Annotated in this window: 14 protein-coding genes and 4 pseudogenes; 7 read left to right on the top strand and 11 right to left on the bottom strand. The window is 62.7% G+C overall.

Features of this window, described 5'->3' with window-relative positions; genetic code table 11:
* The first annotated feature begins 27 nt into the window (after positions 1 to 27).
* A pseudogene (locus ABIE67_RS48620) lies at positions 28 to 1,228 on the top strand (IS3 family transposase).
* A 42-nt stretch (positions 1,229 to 1,270) separates the two neighbouring features.
* Here the strand turns inward: ABIE67_RS48620 and ABIE67_RS48615 are convergent.
* The 3 genes and pseudogenes from ABIE67_RS48615 to ABIE67_RS48605 form a co-directional block, all read right to left on the bottom strand.
* A pseudogene (locus ABIE67_RS48615) lies at positions 1,271 to 1,576 on the bottom strand (helix-turn-helix domain-containing protein); the annotation flags it as partial.
* 224 nt (positions 1,577 to 1,800) lie between these two features.
* A pseudogene (locus ABIE67_RS48610) lies at positions 1,801 to 1,896 on the bottom strand (IS6 family transposase); the annotation flags it as partial.
* Positions 1,897 to 2,028: 132 nt separating this feature from the next.
* Positions 2,029 to 2,913 (bottom strand): hypothetical protein, encoded by an 885-nt coding sequence (locus tag ABIE67_RS48605; RefSeq protein ID WP_370270889.1) that lies wholly within the window; start codon positions 2,911 to 2,913, stop codon positions 2,029 to 2,031.
* A 2,965-nt stretch (positions 2,914 to 5,878) separates the two neighbouring features.
* On the opposite strand from ABIE67_RS48605, the gene ABIE67_RS48600 reads away from it, so the two are divergent.
* Positions 5,879 to 7,216, top strand: coding sequence for a hypothetical protein (locus ABIE67_RS48600; RefSeq protein WP_370270888.1), 1,338 nt, complete (start codon positions 5,879 to 5,881; stop codon positions 7,214 to 7,216).
* Positions 7,217 to 7,955: 739 nt separating this feature from the next.
* On the opposite strand, the gene ABIE67_RS48595 is transcribed toward ABIE67_RS48600, so the two are convergent.
* Entirely contained in the window at positions 7,956 to 8,192 is a 237-nt protein-coding gene (locus ABIE67_RS48595) for a hypothetical protein (RefSeq protein ID WP_370270887.1), read from the bottom strand.
* A 320-nt stretch (positions 8,193 to 8,512) separates the two neighbouring features.
* On the opposite strand from ABIE67_RS48595, the gene ABIE67_RS48590 reads away from it, so the two are divergent.
* Both ABIE67_RS48590 and ABIE67_RS48585 read left to right on the top strand, forming a co-directional pair.
* Positions 8,513 to 10,627 (top strand): hypothetical protein, encoded by a 2,115-nt coding sequence (locus ABIE67_RS48590; protein ID WP_370270886.1) that lies wholly within the window; start codon positions 8,513 to 8,515, stop codon positions 10,625 to 10,627.
* Between the two features lie 231 nt (positions 10,628 to 10,858).
* Positions 10,859 to 11,302: pseudogene (locus ABIE67_RS48585) on the top strand (transposase family protein); the annotation flags it as partial.
* Between the two features lie 39 nt (positions 11,303 to 11,341).
* Here ABIE67_RS48585 and ABIE67_RS48580 read toward each other — a convergent pair.
* Positions 11,342 to 11,578, bottom strand: coding sequence for an integrase core domain-containing protein (locus ABIE67_RS48580; protein WP_370270999.1), 237 nt, complete (start codon positions 11,576 to 11,578; stop codon positions 11,342 to 11,344).
* A gap of 555 nt (positions 11,579 to 12,133) precedes the next feature.
* On the opposite strand from ABIE67_RS48580, the gene ABIE67_RS48575 reads away from it, so the two are divergent.
* Complete coding sequence (locus ABIE67_RS48575) at positions 12,134 to 12,580, top strand: hypothetical protein (protein ID WP_370270885.1); 447 nt, start codon at positions 12,134 to 12,136, stop codon at positions 12,578 to 12,580.
* On the top strand, positions 12,577 to 13,443 hold the full coding sequence (locus ABIE67_RS48570) for a reverse transcriptase domain-containing protein (protein WP_370270884.1): 867 nt from the start codon (positions 12,577 to 12,579) through the stop codon (positions 13,441 to 13,443). Before ABIE67_RS48575 ends, ABIE67_RS48570 begins: the two co-directional genes overlap by 4 nt.
* On the opposite strand, the gene ABIE67_RS48565 is transcribed toward ABIE67_RS48570, so the two are convergent.
* On the bottom strand, positions 13,392 to 14,210 hold the full coding sequence (locus ABIE67_RS48565; RefSeq protein ID WP_370270883.1) for an IS3 family transposase: 819 nt from the start codon (positions 14,208 to 14,210) through the stop codon (positions 13,392 to 13,394). The genes ABIE67_RS48570 and ABIE67_RS48565 overlap by 52 nt on opposite strands.
* Complete coding sequence (locus tag ABIE67_RS48560; protein ID WP_370270997.1) at positions 14,207 to 14,539, bottom strand: transposase; 333 nt, start codon at positions 14,537 to 14,539, stop codon at positions 14,207 to 14,209. Before ABIE67_RS48560 ends, ABIE67_RS48565 begins: the two co-directional genes overlap by 4 nt.
* A 401-nt stretch (positions 14,540 to 14,940) precedes the next feature.
* On the opposite strand from ABIE67_RS48560, the gene ABIE67_RS48555 reads away from it, so the two are divergent.
* Complete coding sequence (locus ABIE67_RS48555; protein ID WP_370270203.1) at positions 14,941 to 15,720, top strand: transposase family protein; 780 nt, start codon at positions 14,941 to 14,943, stop codon at positions 15,718 to 15,720.
* Positions 15,721 to 15,754: 34 nt separating this feature from the next.
* On the opposite strand, the gene ABIE67_RS48550 is transcribed toward ABIE67_RS48555, so the two are convergent.
* The 4 genes from ABIE67_RS48550 to ABIE67_RS48535 all read right to left on the bottom strand — a co-directional run bounded on the left by ABIE67_RS48550 (position 15,755) and on the right by ABIE67_RS48535 (position 17,546).
* Positions 15,755 to 16,081: an Lsr2 family protein gene (locus ABIE67_RS48550; protein ID WP_370270882.1), complete on the bottom strand. Its 327-nt coding sequence runs from the start codon at positions 16,079 to 16,081 to the stop codon at positions 15,755 to 15,757.
* A 477-nt stretch (positions 16,082 to 16,558) separates the two neighbouring features.
* On the bottom strand, positions 16,559 to 16,822 hold the full coding sequence (locus ABIE67_RS48545; protein ID WP_370270881.1) for a hypothetical protein: 264 nt from the start codon (positions 16,820 to 16,822) through the stop codon (positions 16,559 to 16,561).
* Positions 16,819 to 17,169: a DUF6247 family protein gene (locus ABIE67_RS48540; RefSeq protein ID WP_370270880.1), complete on the bottom strand. Its 351-nt coding sequence runs from the start codon at positions 17,167 to 17,169 to the stop codon at positions 16,819 to 16,821. Before ABIE67_RS48540 ends, ABIE67_RS48545 begins: the two co-directional genes overlap by 4 nt.
* Positions 17,170 to 17,195: 26 nt before the next feature.
* On the bottom strand, positions 17,196 to 17,546 hold the full coding sequence (locus ABIE67_RS48535) for a hypothetical protein (RefSeq protein ID WP_370270879.1): 351 nt from the start codon (positions 17,544 to 17,546) through the stop codon (positions 17,196 to 17,198).
* Between the last annotated feature and the right edge of the window lie 330 nt (positions 17,547 to 17,876).

The following is a 17,876-nucleotide window of genomic DNA, read 5'->3' as shown; positions in this document are numbered from 1 at the left end:
GTGGGTCTGTTCGGAAAGGGAAGTCGGTTGTCGCAGAAACGTAGGAAGTTCACTCCTGAGTATCGGGAAGAGGCCGTGAAGATGGTGATCGAGACGTCGCGTCCGGTTGCCCAGGTCGCCCGGGAACTCGGACTTGTCGAAGGCACGCTCGGGAATTGGGTCAACGCCTACCGCCGTGAGAACGTGGGAGAGGAGCCGCCCCTGACGGTGGATGAACGGGCACGGCTCCGCGAGCAGGAACGCGAACTGAGGGAACTGCGGCAGAAGGTCGCTTTCCTGGAAAAAGTCGCAGCGTACTTTGCCAAGGATCCTCGGTGAGCGACAAGTTCGAGTTCATCGATGCCGAGTACGCGACATCCACCACGAACACCGAAGAGATACCGCCGGTCGCGAAGATGTGTGACTGGCTGGAAGTGTCCCGCTCCGGATTCTACGAATGGCGGAGCCGGCCGGTTTCGGCGACCGCCCGGCGACGAGAGGAACTGAAATTACTGATCACCAAGTCTTTCGAGGATTCTGACGGCACGTACGGCTACCGGCGCGTCCACGCCGACCTCACTGCCTGGGGCGTGGCCTGCGGGCCCGAACTCGTGCGTGACCTCATGCGGGAGCTGGACCTCCAGGCCTGCCAGCCACGGCCGTGGCGCCACAGCCTCACCGAGAACGACGGCCGGGCCGGCCCGGCCCGATCCCCGACCTCGTGAACCGCGACTTCACCGCCGACGCGCCCGGCCGGAAAATGGTCGGTGACATCACTTACATTCCGACCTGGGAGGGCTGGCTATTCCTCGCCACCGTCATCGACTGCCACACCAAAGCCGTGACAGGCTGGGCGATGGACGACAACTACAAGACTCCGCTCATCGAGGCCGCCATCGAAATGGCGGCGCGCAATCATCCGCTCTCCGAGGACGCCATATTCCACTCGGACCGCGGCAGTAATTACACCTCGGAGCAATTCGCCAAGACGCTGGACAGATTGAGCATCCGGCAATCCATCGGACGGACCGGTATCTGTTACGACAATGCCCTTGCGGAATCGTTCTTCGCAACCCTGAAAAACGAACGGGTCCATCGGACCGTTTACCCCACCCGCGAGCACGCCCACCGTGACATTGCCCGCTACATAGAGGTCCGCTACAATACGAAACGCCGCCACTCAGGACTTGGGTATCGGACCCCACGAGAGGTCCACAACGAGTACCTGAATCAGCAGCTCGCCGCATAAATCAGCCAATAGGCAGCTGTCCGGAAAACGCAGGGCCCCTCAATAGGCGGGACGCAGGTCGCGGACCCGCTCCTTGAGCACGGTCATCCCGCGGTCCCAGCCGATCCGCTCGGCGATCACCGTCGCGGGCATCGTCGGCGTCTCCCGCAGCAGCTCGCGGATCTGCACCTCGACCGCGTCCACCACCGAGCCCTTGGCCGGCCTCTCGTACTTCGGCGGCCGGTCGTGCGCCAGCGCCCGCTTCACCGTGTTCTTCGAAATGCCCAGATGGCGGGCGATCGCCCTGATCGGCATCTGCTCGGCCCGGTGCAACCGACGGATCTCTGCCCAGTCCTCCACAAGGATCACCTCTTCCTCCTGACCTTGATCAACAAGGCCAGAGTCAGACGAAGATCACCAAGAGGGTCAGTTTTGATACGCCGTCAGAGGGTCAGCGTTCGGCCGTCGTCGAGAGCGGTCCCCGACGCCATACTGAACGACGAGCTCACAGGCATCACAGATACGCCGGCGTCCCGGACGGACACACCCCCATTTTCCCGGCCTCACGGCGGCCGGCGAAGCCGGTCTGGGTTACTGAGAGGGAAACGGTGATACAGCCACACGGCGTGCGCGATCACCTCCGGCGGAAACCGGAACCCCCGGTACGACGGTGCAGCACTGTCCACCAACAGACCCCTCCCGCAACGAACTACACCAAGATCATCACATCCCTCTCCTCAACTTGATAACACCGGCGCAGGACATGGCGAGGGATCCGGCTGGGGGTGCAGCGGCCAGCTGCACCCCCAGCCGGAGTTGTTTCAGCCGGAGTAGTCACCGGTGGACGTGGGCGCATACGCCTGAGCCTCACCCGCGGGCGCCGGGGCCGGTGTCGTGACCGCAGGATCAGACTGATTCTCGGCCGGCACGACCGCCGCTGGCGGGGTCTCTGCTGCAGGCTGCTGCTGCGGCTGCGGCTGCTGCATGTCGGTCCCAGACGTCTGCCCGGTACCGCCACCACCCGCGAAAACGTTGTTCCAGTTCGTCTGGTTCGACTCCGTCTGAAGCACGCTGTTCTCAGTCTTTGCCGCATCAGGCACAGACGTCACGTTCCCCGTCCCGGCAGAACCAGCCGTCTCACTGCCTGCAGTCTTCACCTGATCCCAGGCTGTTGTCTTGGCCGAGTCCCCGCCGCCCTGGCCCAGCCCGGACGCCATCCCAGAGGAAACCGCCCCAGCTGCGTCGCCTACCGCGGCCTTGGCCTGATCCCCGGTGTTCTGGCCCAGCCCGGACGCCATCCCGGAAGAAACCGCACCAGCTGCGTCACCCACCACGGCCTTCGTCAGACCCGAGGCCGCATCACTGCCCGCAGACTTCACCTGATCCCAGGCTGTGGTCTTGGCCAAGTCTCCGGTGTTCTGGCCGGGCACGGACGCTATGCCGGAGGAAACCGCTCCGGCTGCGTCGCCTGCCGTGGTCTTGGTCTGGTCCCAGGCGGTATTGCTGCCTGCAGACTTCACCCGATCCCAACCCGCGGCCACATCCCTGGCACTCTGGCCCAGCCCCGGCGCCATCGCGGCTGCAACCGCGCCGGCTTCGTTACCCCTCGCAGCCTTCGGCAGATCACCAACCGCATCACTGCCTGCGGACTTCACCTGATCCCAGGCTGTTGTCTTGGCCGGGTCTCCGTTGTTCTGGCCGGGCACGGATGCTATGCCGGAGGAAACCGCCCCGGCTGCGTCGCCTACCGCGGCCTTCGTCAGACCACCAGCCGCATCACTGCCTGCAGACTTCACCTGATCCCAGGATGTGGTCTTGGCCGAGTCCCCGCCGCCCTGGCCAAGCCCGGATGCTATGCCGGAGGAAACCGCCCCAGCCGCGTCACCCACCACGGCCTTCGTCAGACCCCAGGCCGTATGTGACTCACCCGTGGTCACAGCAGGCGCAGACGCAGTGGTCTGCCCCGGCGCGTCTGAACCCTGCTGCTGAGCATGGTGATCCCGAGAGGACTGCGGCTGCGTCCAACTGCCCTGCCACTTCCCGTCGACGTACTTCCAGTCACCCTGCCAGCCATCCTGCTTACCGTGCCACCCATACGAACCATCAGGAGCAGGAAGCGTCGAACCACCCTCATCCGTATGAGAACCCGAACCACGATTGACCGCGGGACCGGACTCCTGGGACGGGGACACCGGATTCAGCCCAGAGGTATGCGGCACATGCGACGCAGCAGCCCCGCCGGCCGTGCCACCGGCACCCGAACCCGGTGACCCAGCCTGCCCGTGCACACCAGCAGGCGCCGACTGCGCCGGCGCAGACTGCGGCCCATCGCCAGGCTTCACCTGCCCCTGCAGGTAACCTCCAGGATCCTTCATGGACTGCCAGGAACCGTCCTTGCCCTGACTGTAACCATCAAAACGGTCAAAACCCTCAAGCGAAGACCCCGGTGACACCACACGCCACGAACCATCCCTCCCATGGCCATACACCTGCACGCCCCCAGATCCCGCACCCCCATCACGATGCCCCTGCTGCCCCTGGGCTCCCTCACCAACCACGCCAGTGGAACTGGACTGCTTCGATCCAGTCTCCTGCCCAGCCTCGCGAGTACCAGCCGAGGCTGAGTCGCGTTTTATCTCGTAGAACGGATCAGCTTCCGGCTTAGGCCGACCCTCATGCAAGGCAGGACTATCGACCTGATACCAATTACCATTGTCGTCAAACTTCCAATTCGCTCCCCTTTTCAGATCTTCCGCTCCAGAACTGGTCATTCGCCATCTTTCCCCAGTCCTTTCATTGCTGTAGACCGGGTCGCCATCTCGATGGTCTATTTGCCACCGTTCACCAGTTTTCCGATTCGTTACGTAATCGTGACGCTTTTCCCAATCGGGGCTGCTGAAATTCGGAGGCTGGGGCGCATTTGAGCTGTCGCCATCGGGCGGCTGATTGTCAGCTGGGGGATTCCCCCCTAAATCACGTAGACGACCGCCGTTGAATCTGTTCGCCAACTCTGCCTCCTCATTGCTGGGACTAGTCGAACTATCACCCGTGTAAGACGCAGGCATGATTTCATCGGCACGCAGACGCTCTAGGGAATGATTCAAGTTAAAGGAGTGGCCGGTCTCATGCCCTGCCACCCCTTCTATTTTATGCCTGTCGCCCTGGATCGAAGGGTCAAGTTTCATCGTGAGGCATCCAGCATGGGCAGACTGAGGGCATTCTCCCGCATAGGGAGCCCGCCCTAGAATTTTATTTCCATTGATGTGCCCCAGGTTCTCCATTTTCACGTTATAGTCAATAGGGCCCCCTTGTCTGACCTCCTGGAATATATTGGGGTTCCCCCAGCGGCTACCCCAACTCCTGAAAGCCTGCCTTGTGCCGCTGCGGACATCCTGTGGGACGTTCTCATCGAAATGGTAATAGATCACCTTCCTGCCAGACGCGTCTTTTGAGAGCGGGATATGAACTTGAGGGTTAAGGGGATTGGGGTCGACAATGGCCGAGCTGGTAGTCGCATTCATCAATTGGAGGCCGCCGGTCGCAGCCAGAACAACAGTCGAGGCGGACAGCGCCCACTTGCGCCTCGCTTGCGTGCCCTTCTCCAGACGATGCCGCCCCTGGTGATTCCTAAATGTATCCATTTCCTTTTCCTTCCTGTTGCCGAACTCGCACGCCTTCGCCCAAGCGAAGCTCCTCTAAGAATTCACATCCGTTCAAGTTGTCACGTTTTCACTGGCCCGCGATATGCTGGGGAATGCAGCAGACGGCCCCTCAGGCCAAGAACAAATGTGGAACCCGAGTCGGCAGGTCTCATCTCTTCCTTGGAGCATTTCAATTGAGCGCGTCGGCTCCGTTGCCGGACACACCGCTTCGCTCGACGGTATGACAGGGCTCCCGTCAGGAGACCCTGAAAGACGAGCTGTCAGCTAGAAGAGCACATCCACACAGGCATGTCACCCCTTTGCCATCTGCACATCCGTTATGCAGTGACAGGTGTGACTCTGATCATTGTCTGTCGGCAGCAGAAAAGCCCCGTCGATACCCGGGAGTTCATTGCGCGCATAACAAGCTGCCACCCGGGGGTAGGTAGGACTTCCAGGGCAGCCTTATTCCAGCCCCGCCGCTAGTGACATGGATCACGCTCCTGCAGGCAGTCGTGAATGGTGAAGTATCTGTGACTGAACCCTATGCAGACAAGAGATCCTCTTGTCTGCATAGGGTTCAGCCCATCGCTCTTGCAGTGCAGACCTCGATGGCAGGCGAAGGAACCATGGTCCTTACCTGCGAGCAGGACAGCGGTGTGCGGGAGTACAAGAGTGGAAAACGGTGATACAGCCACACAGCGTGACCGATCACCTCTGCCGGGAACCGGTAGCCCTTGTACGACAGCGCGTCCACTGCCAGTCCCTCCCGACGGCCTGCACCAAGATCATCGCATGAGCCGCGAAGAACCTGACAGCACCAGGTGAAGAGATTCCGTAGTTGACGGCGAATCTCGTAGGGGTTGGGAAAGTTTTGATACTCCCCTTGGGTCGGCTGCGACTTAGGGAAGCTGATAGGGGCTTCTGTGCGCGGCTCTACTTTGGGGCGGAAAAAGCCAGCGCGAAGGATCTGATTCTTGCGACTTCGCTTGGACGGAGGTGCGAGTGTAGTGAAAGGAAGGAAAGATACATGGCTGCATCAGGTAACAGGCAAGGGCGTCACCGTCTGGACAAGCGGGGAACGGCAACGAGGCAAAAGCGGCTACTGTCCGCCACCGCAATCGCCCTTACTGCAGGGGGTGGCTTACAGCTAGCAAATGCAACTGCCAGCTACGCCGACGCCACTCCTAATAGTTGGCACGTCCCTAAGGGTAAGGACGGTCACGTAAACATTCAGTTCGATCCAAGCGTCACCGAGGAGGAGATGTATGCAACTGAAAGCGCGGCCCTCAACGCGAACAAGGCAGTTGGCCAGGACCTCGTCCAGTTTGCTTCGGAGGGTGAAGACTCTCAGGTAAACGTGAAGGGAGATAACCTTGAAGGTCGCCATGGAGAGATGTCATCAGATGGCACTTTGACACTCAATCACAGGTCATTCTCTACGGAAAAAATGGGGCAAAAATATGATGATCTAGTTTCTCTGTATGGCGGTATTTGGCGTGGTGACCATCGCGTGACCCGGGACGAATTCACGAGTAACGCGACAGCCAACGGGGAGCATATTGCTACGCACGAACTTGGCCATGGCTTGGGACTCGACCACCCCAGGGGCACCGCATACGACGACGAGGTGATGGCAGGCGCGCCTGAAACGACCCGCGTCGTTGACCATAACGGGAAACCAAGTAGTGCCATGGCAACGACGTTCAGCCAGGGTGAGGGAGACCTGGTACGCCAGACATATTATGGGCCGTCGCAGCCGTCGCAGCCGTCGCAGCCGTCGCAGCCGTCGCAGCCGTCGCAGCCGTCGCAGAACGGCTCCGACATGAGCAGCTCCCTGCCTTGGAGCTATGACGAAGGCTGGAAACACGTTGAGGGTTGGGACCGGAACGGAAATACCTTTACCAATCCCCAGACCGGGCAACAGGTGACGGTCAACAGGCAGGGCCAATGGAGTGAGGGAGACGGGCAGACCCGGCACCTGGAGTTCGGCTCGCCAGGTACCGGTGGCTCCGCGGCCCAGCAGACCGCACAAGCGGATCAGTTGCAGCAACAGAGCGCCCAGGTTTCGTCTCAGCAGAACAACAGCTCAGGCCACCAGGAGTGGCATGGGCAGCAGGATGGCTGGCAGGGGGACTGGAATCTGGTGAATGGGCAGTGGCAGGGCGGCTGGACGCAGGCCCAGGGACAGCAGCCTCAGCCGGGTGGGCAGCCTCAGTCGAATCAACAGCAGGTGCAGGCCCAGCAGGCGGCTCAGACCCAGCAGAATTGGTGGCAGCCGAATCAGCAGGATCCGGGTCCTCCACGAGCGCCTGATGGACCCGCACCACCAGCCCGTCCAGTTGATCCTTGTCTAACCCTGCCGTAACGTTCCAGCTCAACGGCCCTGCCCCGGTTCACTTCTGACGTTTTCGCAGACATCAGACTACCGAGCAGGGCCGTCCTGATGATCAAGAAATCCGGGCCGCACCACCCCGTGAATAAGCCTCCTGTCACCACCCACACAACAAAAAAAGAGGGCCCCACCAGGGACCCACAACCACCAATGACATCAACCCGCATCAACCAGCGACCTCAACGACACCCAACCCACACCTCACACCTGGAAGGGCGCGACTGGGTGAGTGGGGGTGGGCCGGATCGGCAGGCGTTCGGGGGAGCTGATAAGCACTCAGGATTTAGCTTGATTACGGGTCATATGGCGGTGGGCTCTTCCTGCCGTGGCGTGGTCTCTGGAGGGGTTGTCCCAATGGGCGCGGCAGGCGGATTCTCTGCTTTATCGAGAATGAGTAATAGGGCAATTGAGGAACGGTCAGTTACAGAATTTAAGGCCGAAGGATTCCAAGAACACACACCCAACCCACGCCCCATCCCCGAAGCCGCCGCCGACCCGCCCCGCACCCATTCCTCACTCATCCTTCAACCGGCGCGGTTGCGTGTCGGCTCCGCCGGCTGAGGGCCCGGGTGTGTGGGGTGTGGGGAGCTGCTGGCGGGCATCCGGAAAGTGGCAGCAGAGGGGATGTCGGACTCCCGACCATTCACCGAGTGGACCGAGGTCCGCGTGTGGGCCAAGCTCCACCGCCCTGCCCGGTTCCAGCCGTTCCGGCTCAATCACTGCGCTGCCAGCCGATCTCCCAGGCAAGGCACCATCCCGGATCGATGTCCGTCAATGCCTCCAGACGGCTTCCCGAGAGCTCCCCGGCAACGGAGACGCTCACTTCTCTGGAAGCGCGCCGTTCGGCATTCACGGCCGTTCTGCGGGCGGCCGCGCGCTGGTTCTTGGCCCCATACGGGCGATAGGAAAGCCGTCCCCGTCCCAGACCGTTGCGCTGTCCGCGGTCCACGCTCCGAGGTCTTCGCTTTGCACGGTCAGTCTGCCTGCTACGACTGGCAGTACGCCTCCGGCCCGGGAGCTCTTTGTGGGGTCGGGGGTTGCCGGCCTCGGCTGTTCTTGGGGTCTCCAGTCCAAAGTTGTGATGGGCTGCGACCAAAGTTGCACCGGCCTGTTCCTTCCGGCTTGCGGGTAACGCCCGGGCGAATACTTTAGGCGCAGAACAGGGTGAGCCGCTCGCGGGTCTTAATAGGCATGGAACAGAGCGGGAGGGTTGATATCTCTTCCTCGTCATCGTCGCTCCGTACGAGCGGTAATAGGAAGGAACATGAAATGACCCGTCTGAATAAGCAGCATGGCCGGCACCGTCTGGTAAAGCCTGCTACCGGTTTGAGGAACAAGCGCTTCCTTACCGCAACGGCCGCAGCGCTGGCTGTCACTGGTGGTATACAGGTAGCAGCGGCCACCGCCAGCTCGGCAGAAGTAAACCCCAATCAGACGTGGGCCAAGACGGGCTCGGATGGCAGAGTCCATTATAATTTTGAGGACCAAGTACCAGATGATGCGAAGCAGGTATTCAGGAATGGCGCCGCCATCTGGAACAAAGGTCTAGGGCGTGATCTCCTCGTCGAGGGATTGGATCCCCAGCAAATACTCGTTGGGATAGGGCTCTTACCCGACAGGGGTGAAATGGCCATGGCCGACGACAAGGGGATTACGATCGACCGGAACTCTAATCTGGTCAACCTGAGGAGTGATTGGAAGAATAACTATAAGAGGCAGGGGATTAGTTGGGAGTTTTATAGAGACAAAATGCAGAGCAATGCGGTGCCCATGGCCGCTCATGAGTGGGGTCACGTTTTGGGACTGGGTCACGCGTCTGACGCGAGGACTATGAAGAACCCGAAGCCAGCTACGCAGGATGAACTCATGAGGGGAGGAGGAACAGTGGGGAATAACGGGCCTATACCTTCGGGTCCGAACCAAGCCGAGCTTTCCGAGGTGGCGAAGCATTACTCCAACGGCTCGGGTGCCGCTGGCTCGTATTCGACTGGTCCGGGTTCCTCCGGCTCGACCGCCACTGGCTCGGGCTCCACCACCAGTTTCCCCGCGCACTCGTCGACGGAGACGTTGTTCCCTCCGGAGGGCCAGGACGAGCAGCGTAGTCAGGACAGCGGTGGTCAGGGGCAGCGCACTTTCATCATGTCTGACGGGACTCACGCGACCCTGAGTGCGGATGGGAATCGGGTCAGCTTTGAGGGGCAGGAGGGTTCGTTTTCACGTGCGATGTACGAGCGAACGTATGGGCCGATTCCGGCGTCGGCCGGCCCGCAGTACATAAAGGACGTGACGTTCGAAGGGGCGCTGTCCGGCTCGAAGCAAACTGCTGCTGCGGTCCCGCAGGACAGTACGAGCAGCCAGCAGGCGGCCGGTGCCTCATCTGGTAGCCAGGGTTCGTCCAGCAGCTTCACCTGGGCTGGTGACCATTTCGAGTACACGGGCGCCACGGATCCTCGCTGGACATGGGCGGGTAACAAGGACGGGGGCGGCAGGTGGACCTACAACCCGAACGCGTCCGTCACGCAGCAGCAGGACGGTCAGCAGGCACAGACTCGGCAGGCCGCCACGGCGGCCGCGGCCGGCCAGCACGGGCTGGGCAGTACTTCCGCCAGCGGGACCACCACGCCAGCGGCCACGTCCGGTGCCGGCGGCACTACTGCCGCGACCGGGATCACCCAAGCTGCAGCTGCTGACGGCACCGCCACCAATGGCGGCACGGTTACGCCTCCGGCTCCTGCTTCACCGGCCACTGACGTGCAGAACCAGCAGGGGTTGGATGTTTCTTCCGCCAGCGGGTCCACCACACCCGCAGCCAGCTCCAGCGGATCCGCTGCTGCGAATGCGTCTGCTGCGCCGGCGGCCGACGCTGGGCAGCAGGTTTCCCAGGACGGTCAGCAGCCAGTTCCGCAGAGCAGTGAGCAGCAGACTCCGTCCGCGGCGCCTGTGGCTGAGACCCAGAATCAGCAGGGTGCGCCGACGGGCTGGGCAAGTCTGTTCGGCAGCGGCGGCGGCGCTGGGGAATCGGCTTCGGCTGTGGCGGACCAGCCCGCTCAGCAGCAGCCGTCCGCCGATCAGAGCATGCAGCCGACGCAGCCCCAGCCTGAGGTGCAACAGTCCGTTCCTGCGACTGATTCTGGCTCGCAGTCGGCCTCGGATGCTGCCGCTCAGACTGGTGCTGCTGCGCAGGGTTCGGCGCAGTCAGCGGGGACCAGCTGGGCGGAACTGTTCGCTCACGGTGGCGGTACCGGGGACTCGGTTTCGGCTCCGGCCGATCAGCAGGTGCAGCCGGATGCGGCTGCGGCGCCGGTGGAGGCTCCGGCGGTTGAGGCTCCTGCTCCGGTGGATTCTTCTGGTGGCGGGGACGACACCAGCAGCTATAGCGGCTGAGGCCGTATAACAGCGGGGGTCTGCTGCCGCGGCTGGCACTGTGATGGGTTTGGTGTCAGCCGCGGCGGTCCGCTGCCCGTGTCAGCCGGCTGCGGCAGTGCGAACACCTCCCTGTGGTGCCACGCCGACCGCCGGTGGACCCACCGTATCCACCAGCGCTGCGCGTGGCCCGACTACTGGTCAGGCAGACGGGTCGGCGATCTCCAGCGGGTGCTCCTCACCTGCACCATCGGTCTGGGCGAGGGCGACTTCGTCATCGTCGGCGGGACGCTGATTCCCACCGACCGTATCAAGGCAGACGAGCCGTACTACTCGCAAAAGCACGAGAAGCACGGCATGAACGTCCAGATCATCGCGCGTCCGGATGGCGCCCCGCTGTGGTTCTCGCGGGCGACACCGGGACGGACCCACGATCTGACCGCGGCTCGCGCCCACGGCATCGTCCAAGCCTGACTCACCCGGCAGATCCTCACCCTGGCCGACCGCGCCTACCAGGGCGCCGGCGCCACCGTCCGCACCCCCTACTACGACCGTGACCTGCCCGAGCACCACCAGCAGTACAACCGCAACCACGCCCGCCTGCGCGCTCCTGATGAACGCGCCTTCGCCCGCCTCAAGTCCTGGCGACTGCTGCGGCGAGCACGCTGCTCAACCAACCGCATCGGCAGGACCTGAGGGGCCCTGCGTTTTCCGGACAGCTGCCTATTGGCTAATTTATGCGGCGAGCTGCTGATTCAGGTACTCGTCGTGGACCTCTCGTGGGGTCCGATACCCAAGTCCTGAGTGGCGGCGTTTCGTATTGTAGCGGACCTCTATGTAGCGGGCAATGTCACGGCGGGCGTGCTCGCGGGTGGGGTAAACGGTCCGATGAACCCGTTCGTTTTTCAGGGTTGCGAAGAACGATTCCGCAAGGGCATTGGTGTGTCCAGAAGGTGATTGTGAGCTTCTGATGTAGAAGACGGAAACGAACGGTCGCCATGCTGTTGTGGAGATGAAGGTAGGTCCTTCGGCATCGGCATGCAGGTGCAGGTGTCAAACCACCATGAGCTGCTGCGGTGAATGAGCCGTGGTGGTGAGCGTCATGGAAAAGCCGTACTGAATGCGGCAGGTGGGGGCTGAGAAGGCGAACGCAAGTGAACCACTGATGACGTGTCGTAAAGCGTGGACGACATCAAAACCAGGGCCTCAATGCTGTCCTGGGATAAGTCAGACGGGAACCTGTCTACTGGTCTGGCGGTGTCCGGCATGAAGGTGGCGCGAGCTCAGTCCGGGGCTTCACAACGGAACTGGAGAACTCCTTGACGCGAAACTGCGATCCACGGGTTGACGTGGCTCGCGAGAGGGAGAGGCGCAAGTGGTAAAGAGCCATGAGGGCCGGAGTACCGGTCGCGCGTCGGGAGGGCGGAACGTCCCGTAGTAGTGATGAAACCTCCGTAATAGAGGCGGAGCGAAGGGGGCGTGTTGTTGGGTGTCGATCGGCGATCAACCAGTGATGGGAGGAATCGGATGGTCGAGACGAGACCAGCTGGCAAGCCGTTTGATATTCCGAAGCGGCTAGTCTGGAACGCTTACCTGAAGGTCAAGGCCAACAGGGGAGCGGCTGGGGTGGATGGGCAGTCGTTAGCGGAGTTTGAGCAGGATGAGAAGAACAACCTGTACAAGCTGTGGAATCGGCTGTCCTCGGGAAGCTATTTCCCCCCACCCGTGAGAGCGGTTGATATTCCCAAAGCCGGCGCTGGGACTCGGATCCTTGGGGTTCCGACCGTGGCCGACAGGATCGCTCAGACGGTAGTGGCCATGACATTGGAGCCTGACGCGGAGCTGGTCTTCCATCAGGACTCGTATGGCTATCGCCCGGGGAGGTCCGCGCTGGAGGCGGTGGAGACGTGCAAGCAGCGGTGCTGGAGGCGGTGGAGACGTGCAAGCAGCGGTGCTGGAGGCATCCTTGGGTGATCGATCTCGACATCCAGGGGTTCTTCGACAACGTGCCGCACGCCCCCATCATCGCGGCAGTGGAAAGGCATACCAAGCTCTCGTGGGTTCTGTTGTATGTGAAGCGATGGCTTGTCGCCCCCGTGCAACAGCCCGACGGAACGCTCGCCATTCGGGAAAAGGGGACTCCTCAAGGGTCTTCTATTTCACCGTTGTTGTCGAATCTGTTCATGCACTACGCGTTTGACGCGTGGTTGGCTCGGGAGTATCCGGCGATCAGGTTCGAGCGGTACGGCGACGATGCTGTAGTGCACTGTGCCAGTGAGAAGCAGGCGAACTTCGTCCGCAACATCATCGAGCGCAGGTTGCTGCAGTTCGGATTACATCTCCATCCGGAGAAAACCAAGGTGGTGTACTGCAAACAGGAAGGTCGTGAACGGGAGTTCCCGGTCACAGAGTTCACGTTTCTGGGGTACACCTTCCGTCGTCGGGCAGCTCGCTTGCGGGATGGGAGGCTGAAGACCGGCTTCCTTCCCGCAGTGAGCAAAACAGCCATGAAGTCCATGGCGAGGACTGTCCGGAGTTGGCGACTGGGGCGCTGTACCGAGCTGAGCTTTCGGGAGATCGCCGCGATGATCAACCCCGTCGTGGCGGGATGGATTAATTACTATGGGCGCTTCTACAAGTCCAGATTGATCAGGTTCCTGGAGCAGCAGATCAATCCGTTCCTGGTGAAATGGGCCCGAAGGAAGTACAAACGGTATCGTCGTGCCTCAAGGAAGGCCCGGAGAAGGCTGGCTGAGATCGCCTCAGCGTTCCCGGGCATGTTCGCTCATTGGAAGCATGGCGCGTTGCCTACTGGTTCAACAATGGGAGCCGTGTGAGTCGCGAGGTTCACGCACGGTTCTGAGAGCGGCGGTGGGTGAGATTCCCGCCGCCGACTCACCTCGTAACAGATACCGGTCCGTCCGACTGATTGCCGGATGCCCAATCTGTCCAGCGTCTTGGCGAATTGCTCCGAGGTGTAATTACTGCCGCGGTCCGAGTGGAATATGGCGTCCTCGGAGAGCGGATGATTGCGCGCCGCCATTTCGATGGCGGCCTCGACGAGCGGAGTCTTGTAGTTGTCGTCCATCGCCCAGCCCGTCACGGCTTTGGTGTGGCAGTCGATGACAGTGGCGAGAAATAGCCAGCCCTCCCAGGCCGGAATGTAAGTGATGTCACCGACCATTTTCCGGCCGGGCGCGTCGGCGGTGAAGTCGCGGTTCACGAGGTCGGGGATCGGGCCGGCCCGGCCGTCGTTCTCGGTGAGACTATGGCGCCACGGCCGTGGCTGGCACGCCTGGAGGTCCAGCTCCCGCATGAGGTCACGCACGAGTTCGGGCCCGCAGGCCACGCCCCAGGCGGTGAGGTCGGCGTGGACGCGGCGGTAGCCGTAGGTGCCGTCAGAATCCTCGAAAGACTTGGTGATCAGTAATTTCAGTTCCTCCCGTCGCCGGGCGGTCGCCGAAATCGGCCGGCTCCGCCATTCGTAGAATCCGGAGCGGGACACTTCCAGCCAGTCACACATCTTCGCGACCGACGGTATCTCTTCGGTGTTCGTGGTGGATGTCGCGTACTCGGCATCGATGAACTCGAACTTGTCGCTCACCGAGGATCCTTGGCAAAGTACGCTGCGACTTTTTCCAGGAAAGCGACCTTCTGCCGCAGTTCCCTCAGTTCGCGTTCCTGCTCGCGGAGCCGTTCCCGTTCATCCACCGTCAGGGGCGGCTCCTCTCCCACGTTCTCACGACGGTAGGCGTTGACCCAATTCCCGAGCGTGCCTTCGACAAGTCCGAGTTCCCGGGCGACCTGGGCAACCGGACGCGACGTCTCGATCACCATCTTCACGGCCTCTTCCCGATACTCAGGAGTGAACTTCCTACGTTTCTGCGACAACCAACTTCCCTTTCCGAACAGACCCCACCTTAGTGGGACCACTGTCCGGAAACTTCGGGGCGCCTCAACCGTGGCAGCCGTGCACACCCTCTTGACCCGCCAATACTCAGGATGGAAGAGGCTCACTGGCTGGATACGAGCGGAAACTATCCGCTGTGCGGACACGGGCGGCACCGTACGCGACCGGTGGCGCACTGATTGCGCCAGGCCTCGGCGAACGGGACCATGCCGCTATTGTCGGACCCTGCCGCACATGCCCATCATCCGCACGGCCTCAGACTGCTTTCGCTCCTCGGAAAGGGCCCATCCGCATTCCCCTGGACTGAACGCGGCGTCACTTACCAGGAGGGTTATTCACGGGCTTGGTTTCTTGATCAGCAAGACGGCCCTGCTCGGTAGCCTGGCGTTTGCGACGACGTCAGTTTTCCACCGGGGCAGGGCCGTTGAGCTGGAACGTTACGACAGGGCTGGAAGCGGATCAACTGGAGGCCTTGGTGGTCCGGGTCCACACGATGCTGGTGGAGGACCCCGATCCGCCCGTGGTGCCGGGACGGATGTGGGCGCTGGGCCTGTACAAGTCCGTGGTCCTGGTGTTGTTCCTGCTGCGGCAGAACCCCGTCCAGCAAGCGGCGGCGGAACTGTTCCACATCTCCCAGGCCACCGTCTCGCGCCGGTGGACCACGCTGCTCCCGGTGGTGGAGACGGCCCTGGCCGAGCATGTGCCCGACCCCGCCGACGCCTCACACGGCAGGATCGTCCTGGCCGACGGGACCCTGGTCACCACGTGGGACTGGGCGAGCGAGGGCACCACGATGTTCTCCGGCAAGCATCGTGACACAGGCTTCAACCTGCAGGTCGCCGCCACTCTCAGCGGGGACCTGCTCGCCGTCTCCGCGCCGGTACCCGGCAGTCGGCACGACATGTACGCCTGGCGCCAGTCCCACTTTCCCAAAGCCTTCGCCGACCGGGAGAGCATGGGGGATCTGGGCTATGCCGGCTCCGGCATGCTCACCGCCCGCCGCAAGCCACCCGGTCAGGAACGCCCCGTCAAAGACAAAGTGTTCAACCAGAGCATCGGCAAGCTCCGCGCCGCCGTCGAACGAGCGATCGCACATCTGAAGGACTGGAAGGTCCTCGCCACTCGCTATCGCGGCCCTCTCACCCGGTTCCCCCTCGTCGCCAAGACCGTCACCGCCCTCGCCTTCTACAAGAACGGCTGGTGACCCCGTGAATAAGCCTCCAGGACTCAGTTTGTGATCAGCGTGCGGCGTTGAATGCCTGGCGGATCTCGCTCGGGATACGGCCGCGGGCGTTGACCTTGTAGCCGTTGTCACGTGCCCATGCCCGTACTTCCTCGGCGCTGGCAGCCACGGGCGTCTTTCGCGTGCGTGCCGACTTGATCCGCCTCATCTTGCGGCCGTTTTCAATGAACTGACGCAGGGCCGAGTCCAGTCTGTCGTAGCTCTCTGGCGTCAGGTCAATTTCATACTCGACGCCATTGAGTGAGAATCGGTACGTAGAAACCTCGTCGGATTCGATGCCGGTGAGGTCGTCCATGTAGATAGTCACAACCTTTTGAACCATGAAGGAATCCTACCCCATTAATTGACCCCATATTCCGGCGGGAAAGCGCCAACCCGCCCGCCCGGCGATAGGATTCTCAATATCATGGAATCTTGAGGGCGCACGCCTCGGAGCTCGATCACTATATGACGCACTTCCGTGCTCAGTCGAAGGAGCTGGAGACTGGTCTGGCCGCCCATGTAGGCGGTACAGGCGGAAGACTTTCACTGCGATTTCGTCGCGGTCAAGGGCGAAGCCGTCCGGGAGCCCAGCAAGTAGTTCGAAATCCTACTGCCGGTCACCGCTCCGCCCACGGCGCTGAGGGGCCAGGGTCCGAACTCTGCTGCGGACAAGGCGGCGCCCGAGCTCACTGCACCTTCTATCGCTACCGCCGCCGCCCGATGCATTCAGCTGGCACGGGCCGCGGCATCGGGCCAGGGCGTCGTCCAGGCCCACGGACGGGACGGCGCGCGGGTCCCCTTTCCTCTCGCGCCCCCGTCAGGCGCCGAAGTGCTGTGCCCGAAGGATCAACACGACGTCATCGCGGTAGTCCTCCTGGTACCAGACCATGACAGGTCCCTCAGCGAATGTTTTGACGCCGGAGGCGGCTTCGGTGACGTCGAAAAGCGTGCCGATGCGGCGGACGCCGACGGCATCAGCGATGCGCTGCGCGATCGCCTCGACGTCTTGAGTCTGCGTCTCGCTCAGGCCACCGACGACGTTTTCAGCGTCGGGTTCGTACTCCCAGGTCCAGTCACTCACGCGGCGGCGGCCTCCGCCTGGGCGAGGAGCGCAGCGAGTTCGGATGCTGCGGCGCGGCGCTGGGCGCGGTCGTCGGATTCGCTGACGATGCGCTGACACTCACGGAAGCGGGCGAGGCGTTCAGGGAATCGGGCGACGCCCACCCATGACCACCAGTGTTCAACGAACGCGCGGGGCGGCGTGAGGGTGTACTCGTCGCGGGCCTTGCGGATCGCGTCGTCCCACTGCTGATCGAACGCGGCGATGGCGGCCGGGTCGAGCTGCGCAACGGCGATACGGAGCGCGGCGGGGGTCTTCTCCGGCATGGGGATGAGCGGGGCGCCGGGGGCAATGGTGGCGTGCGACATGGGCGGCGTTTCCTTAGTGGCGGCGGTCAGGCGGGGACGATTGGCGCTGTCTGGCCGGGGATGGTGTCGGCATTCCCGGCGTGCTCCTCATCGGCCTTCTCGGCGTTCCGCTCGGCGAGGCGGGCGGCGGCGCGGTCGCGTGCGAGGTAGAGGCCCTTGGCGTTGCGGCCGGTGGCTACGGACAGGGCGGCGGATGCGCCGGCCGGCATGTCGTCGCGGGTGAGCACCTCGTAGGAGATCTGGTCGAAGGCGGCGAGAGCTTCGGCCTCTTCCTCGGCGTGGCGCTTGCGCATGGCGTCAATCCGGGCGGCGGCGTCGGCGGCCCGCTTGATGAGCGGGTGGGTCATGGCGGCGTGGGTCCGCCTCGAGGTGGCCATGGAGTTCATGGTGACCGCCACTGTTCTGTGTAGTCAACTCCACGAAACGACCGGCTTCCGCATCGAGCGGTACGGCTCATCCGCCCGGATGCGGTCGGCGGGAATCAGGGTTGCGTTGACGATGATGTAATCGCCCTCCCCCAGACGGCGAGGGCCTTGTGCAGTCCGGGTGCCCACGCGGCCAGCGCCTCGGGCGTCTCAGCAACGTGCCGCCGGGCTGAACCGCCTGTGAGACTCCGATACCCGGCACCAGCCCTCAGGTCCAGGATCTCGTGCGGCGCCGGTGCGGTGCCGCAGTGCCCGGCAAAGCTGGCCTTCACCGCGGTGCGC

The sequence above is a fragment of the Streptomyces sp. V4I8 genome (genome assembly GCF_041261225.1).
Taxonomy (GTDB): Bacteria; Actinomycetota; Actinomycetes; order Streptomycetales; family Streptomycetaceae; genus Streptomyces.
This window is presented reverse-complemented; position numbering and strand designations above follow the sequence as displayed.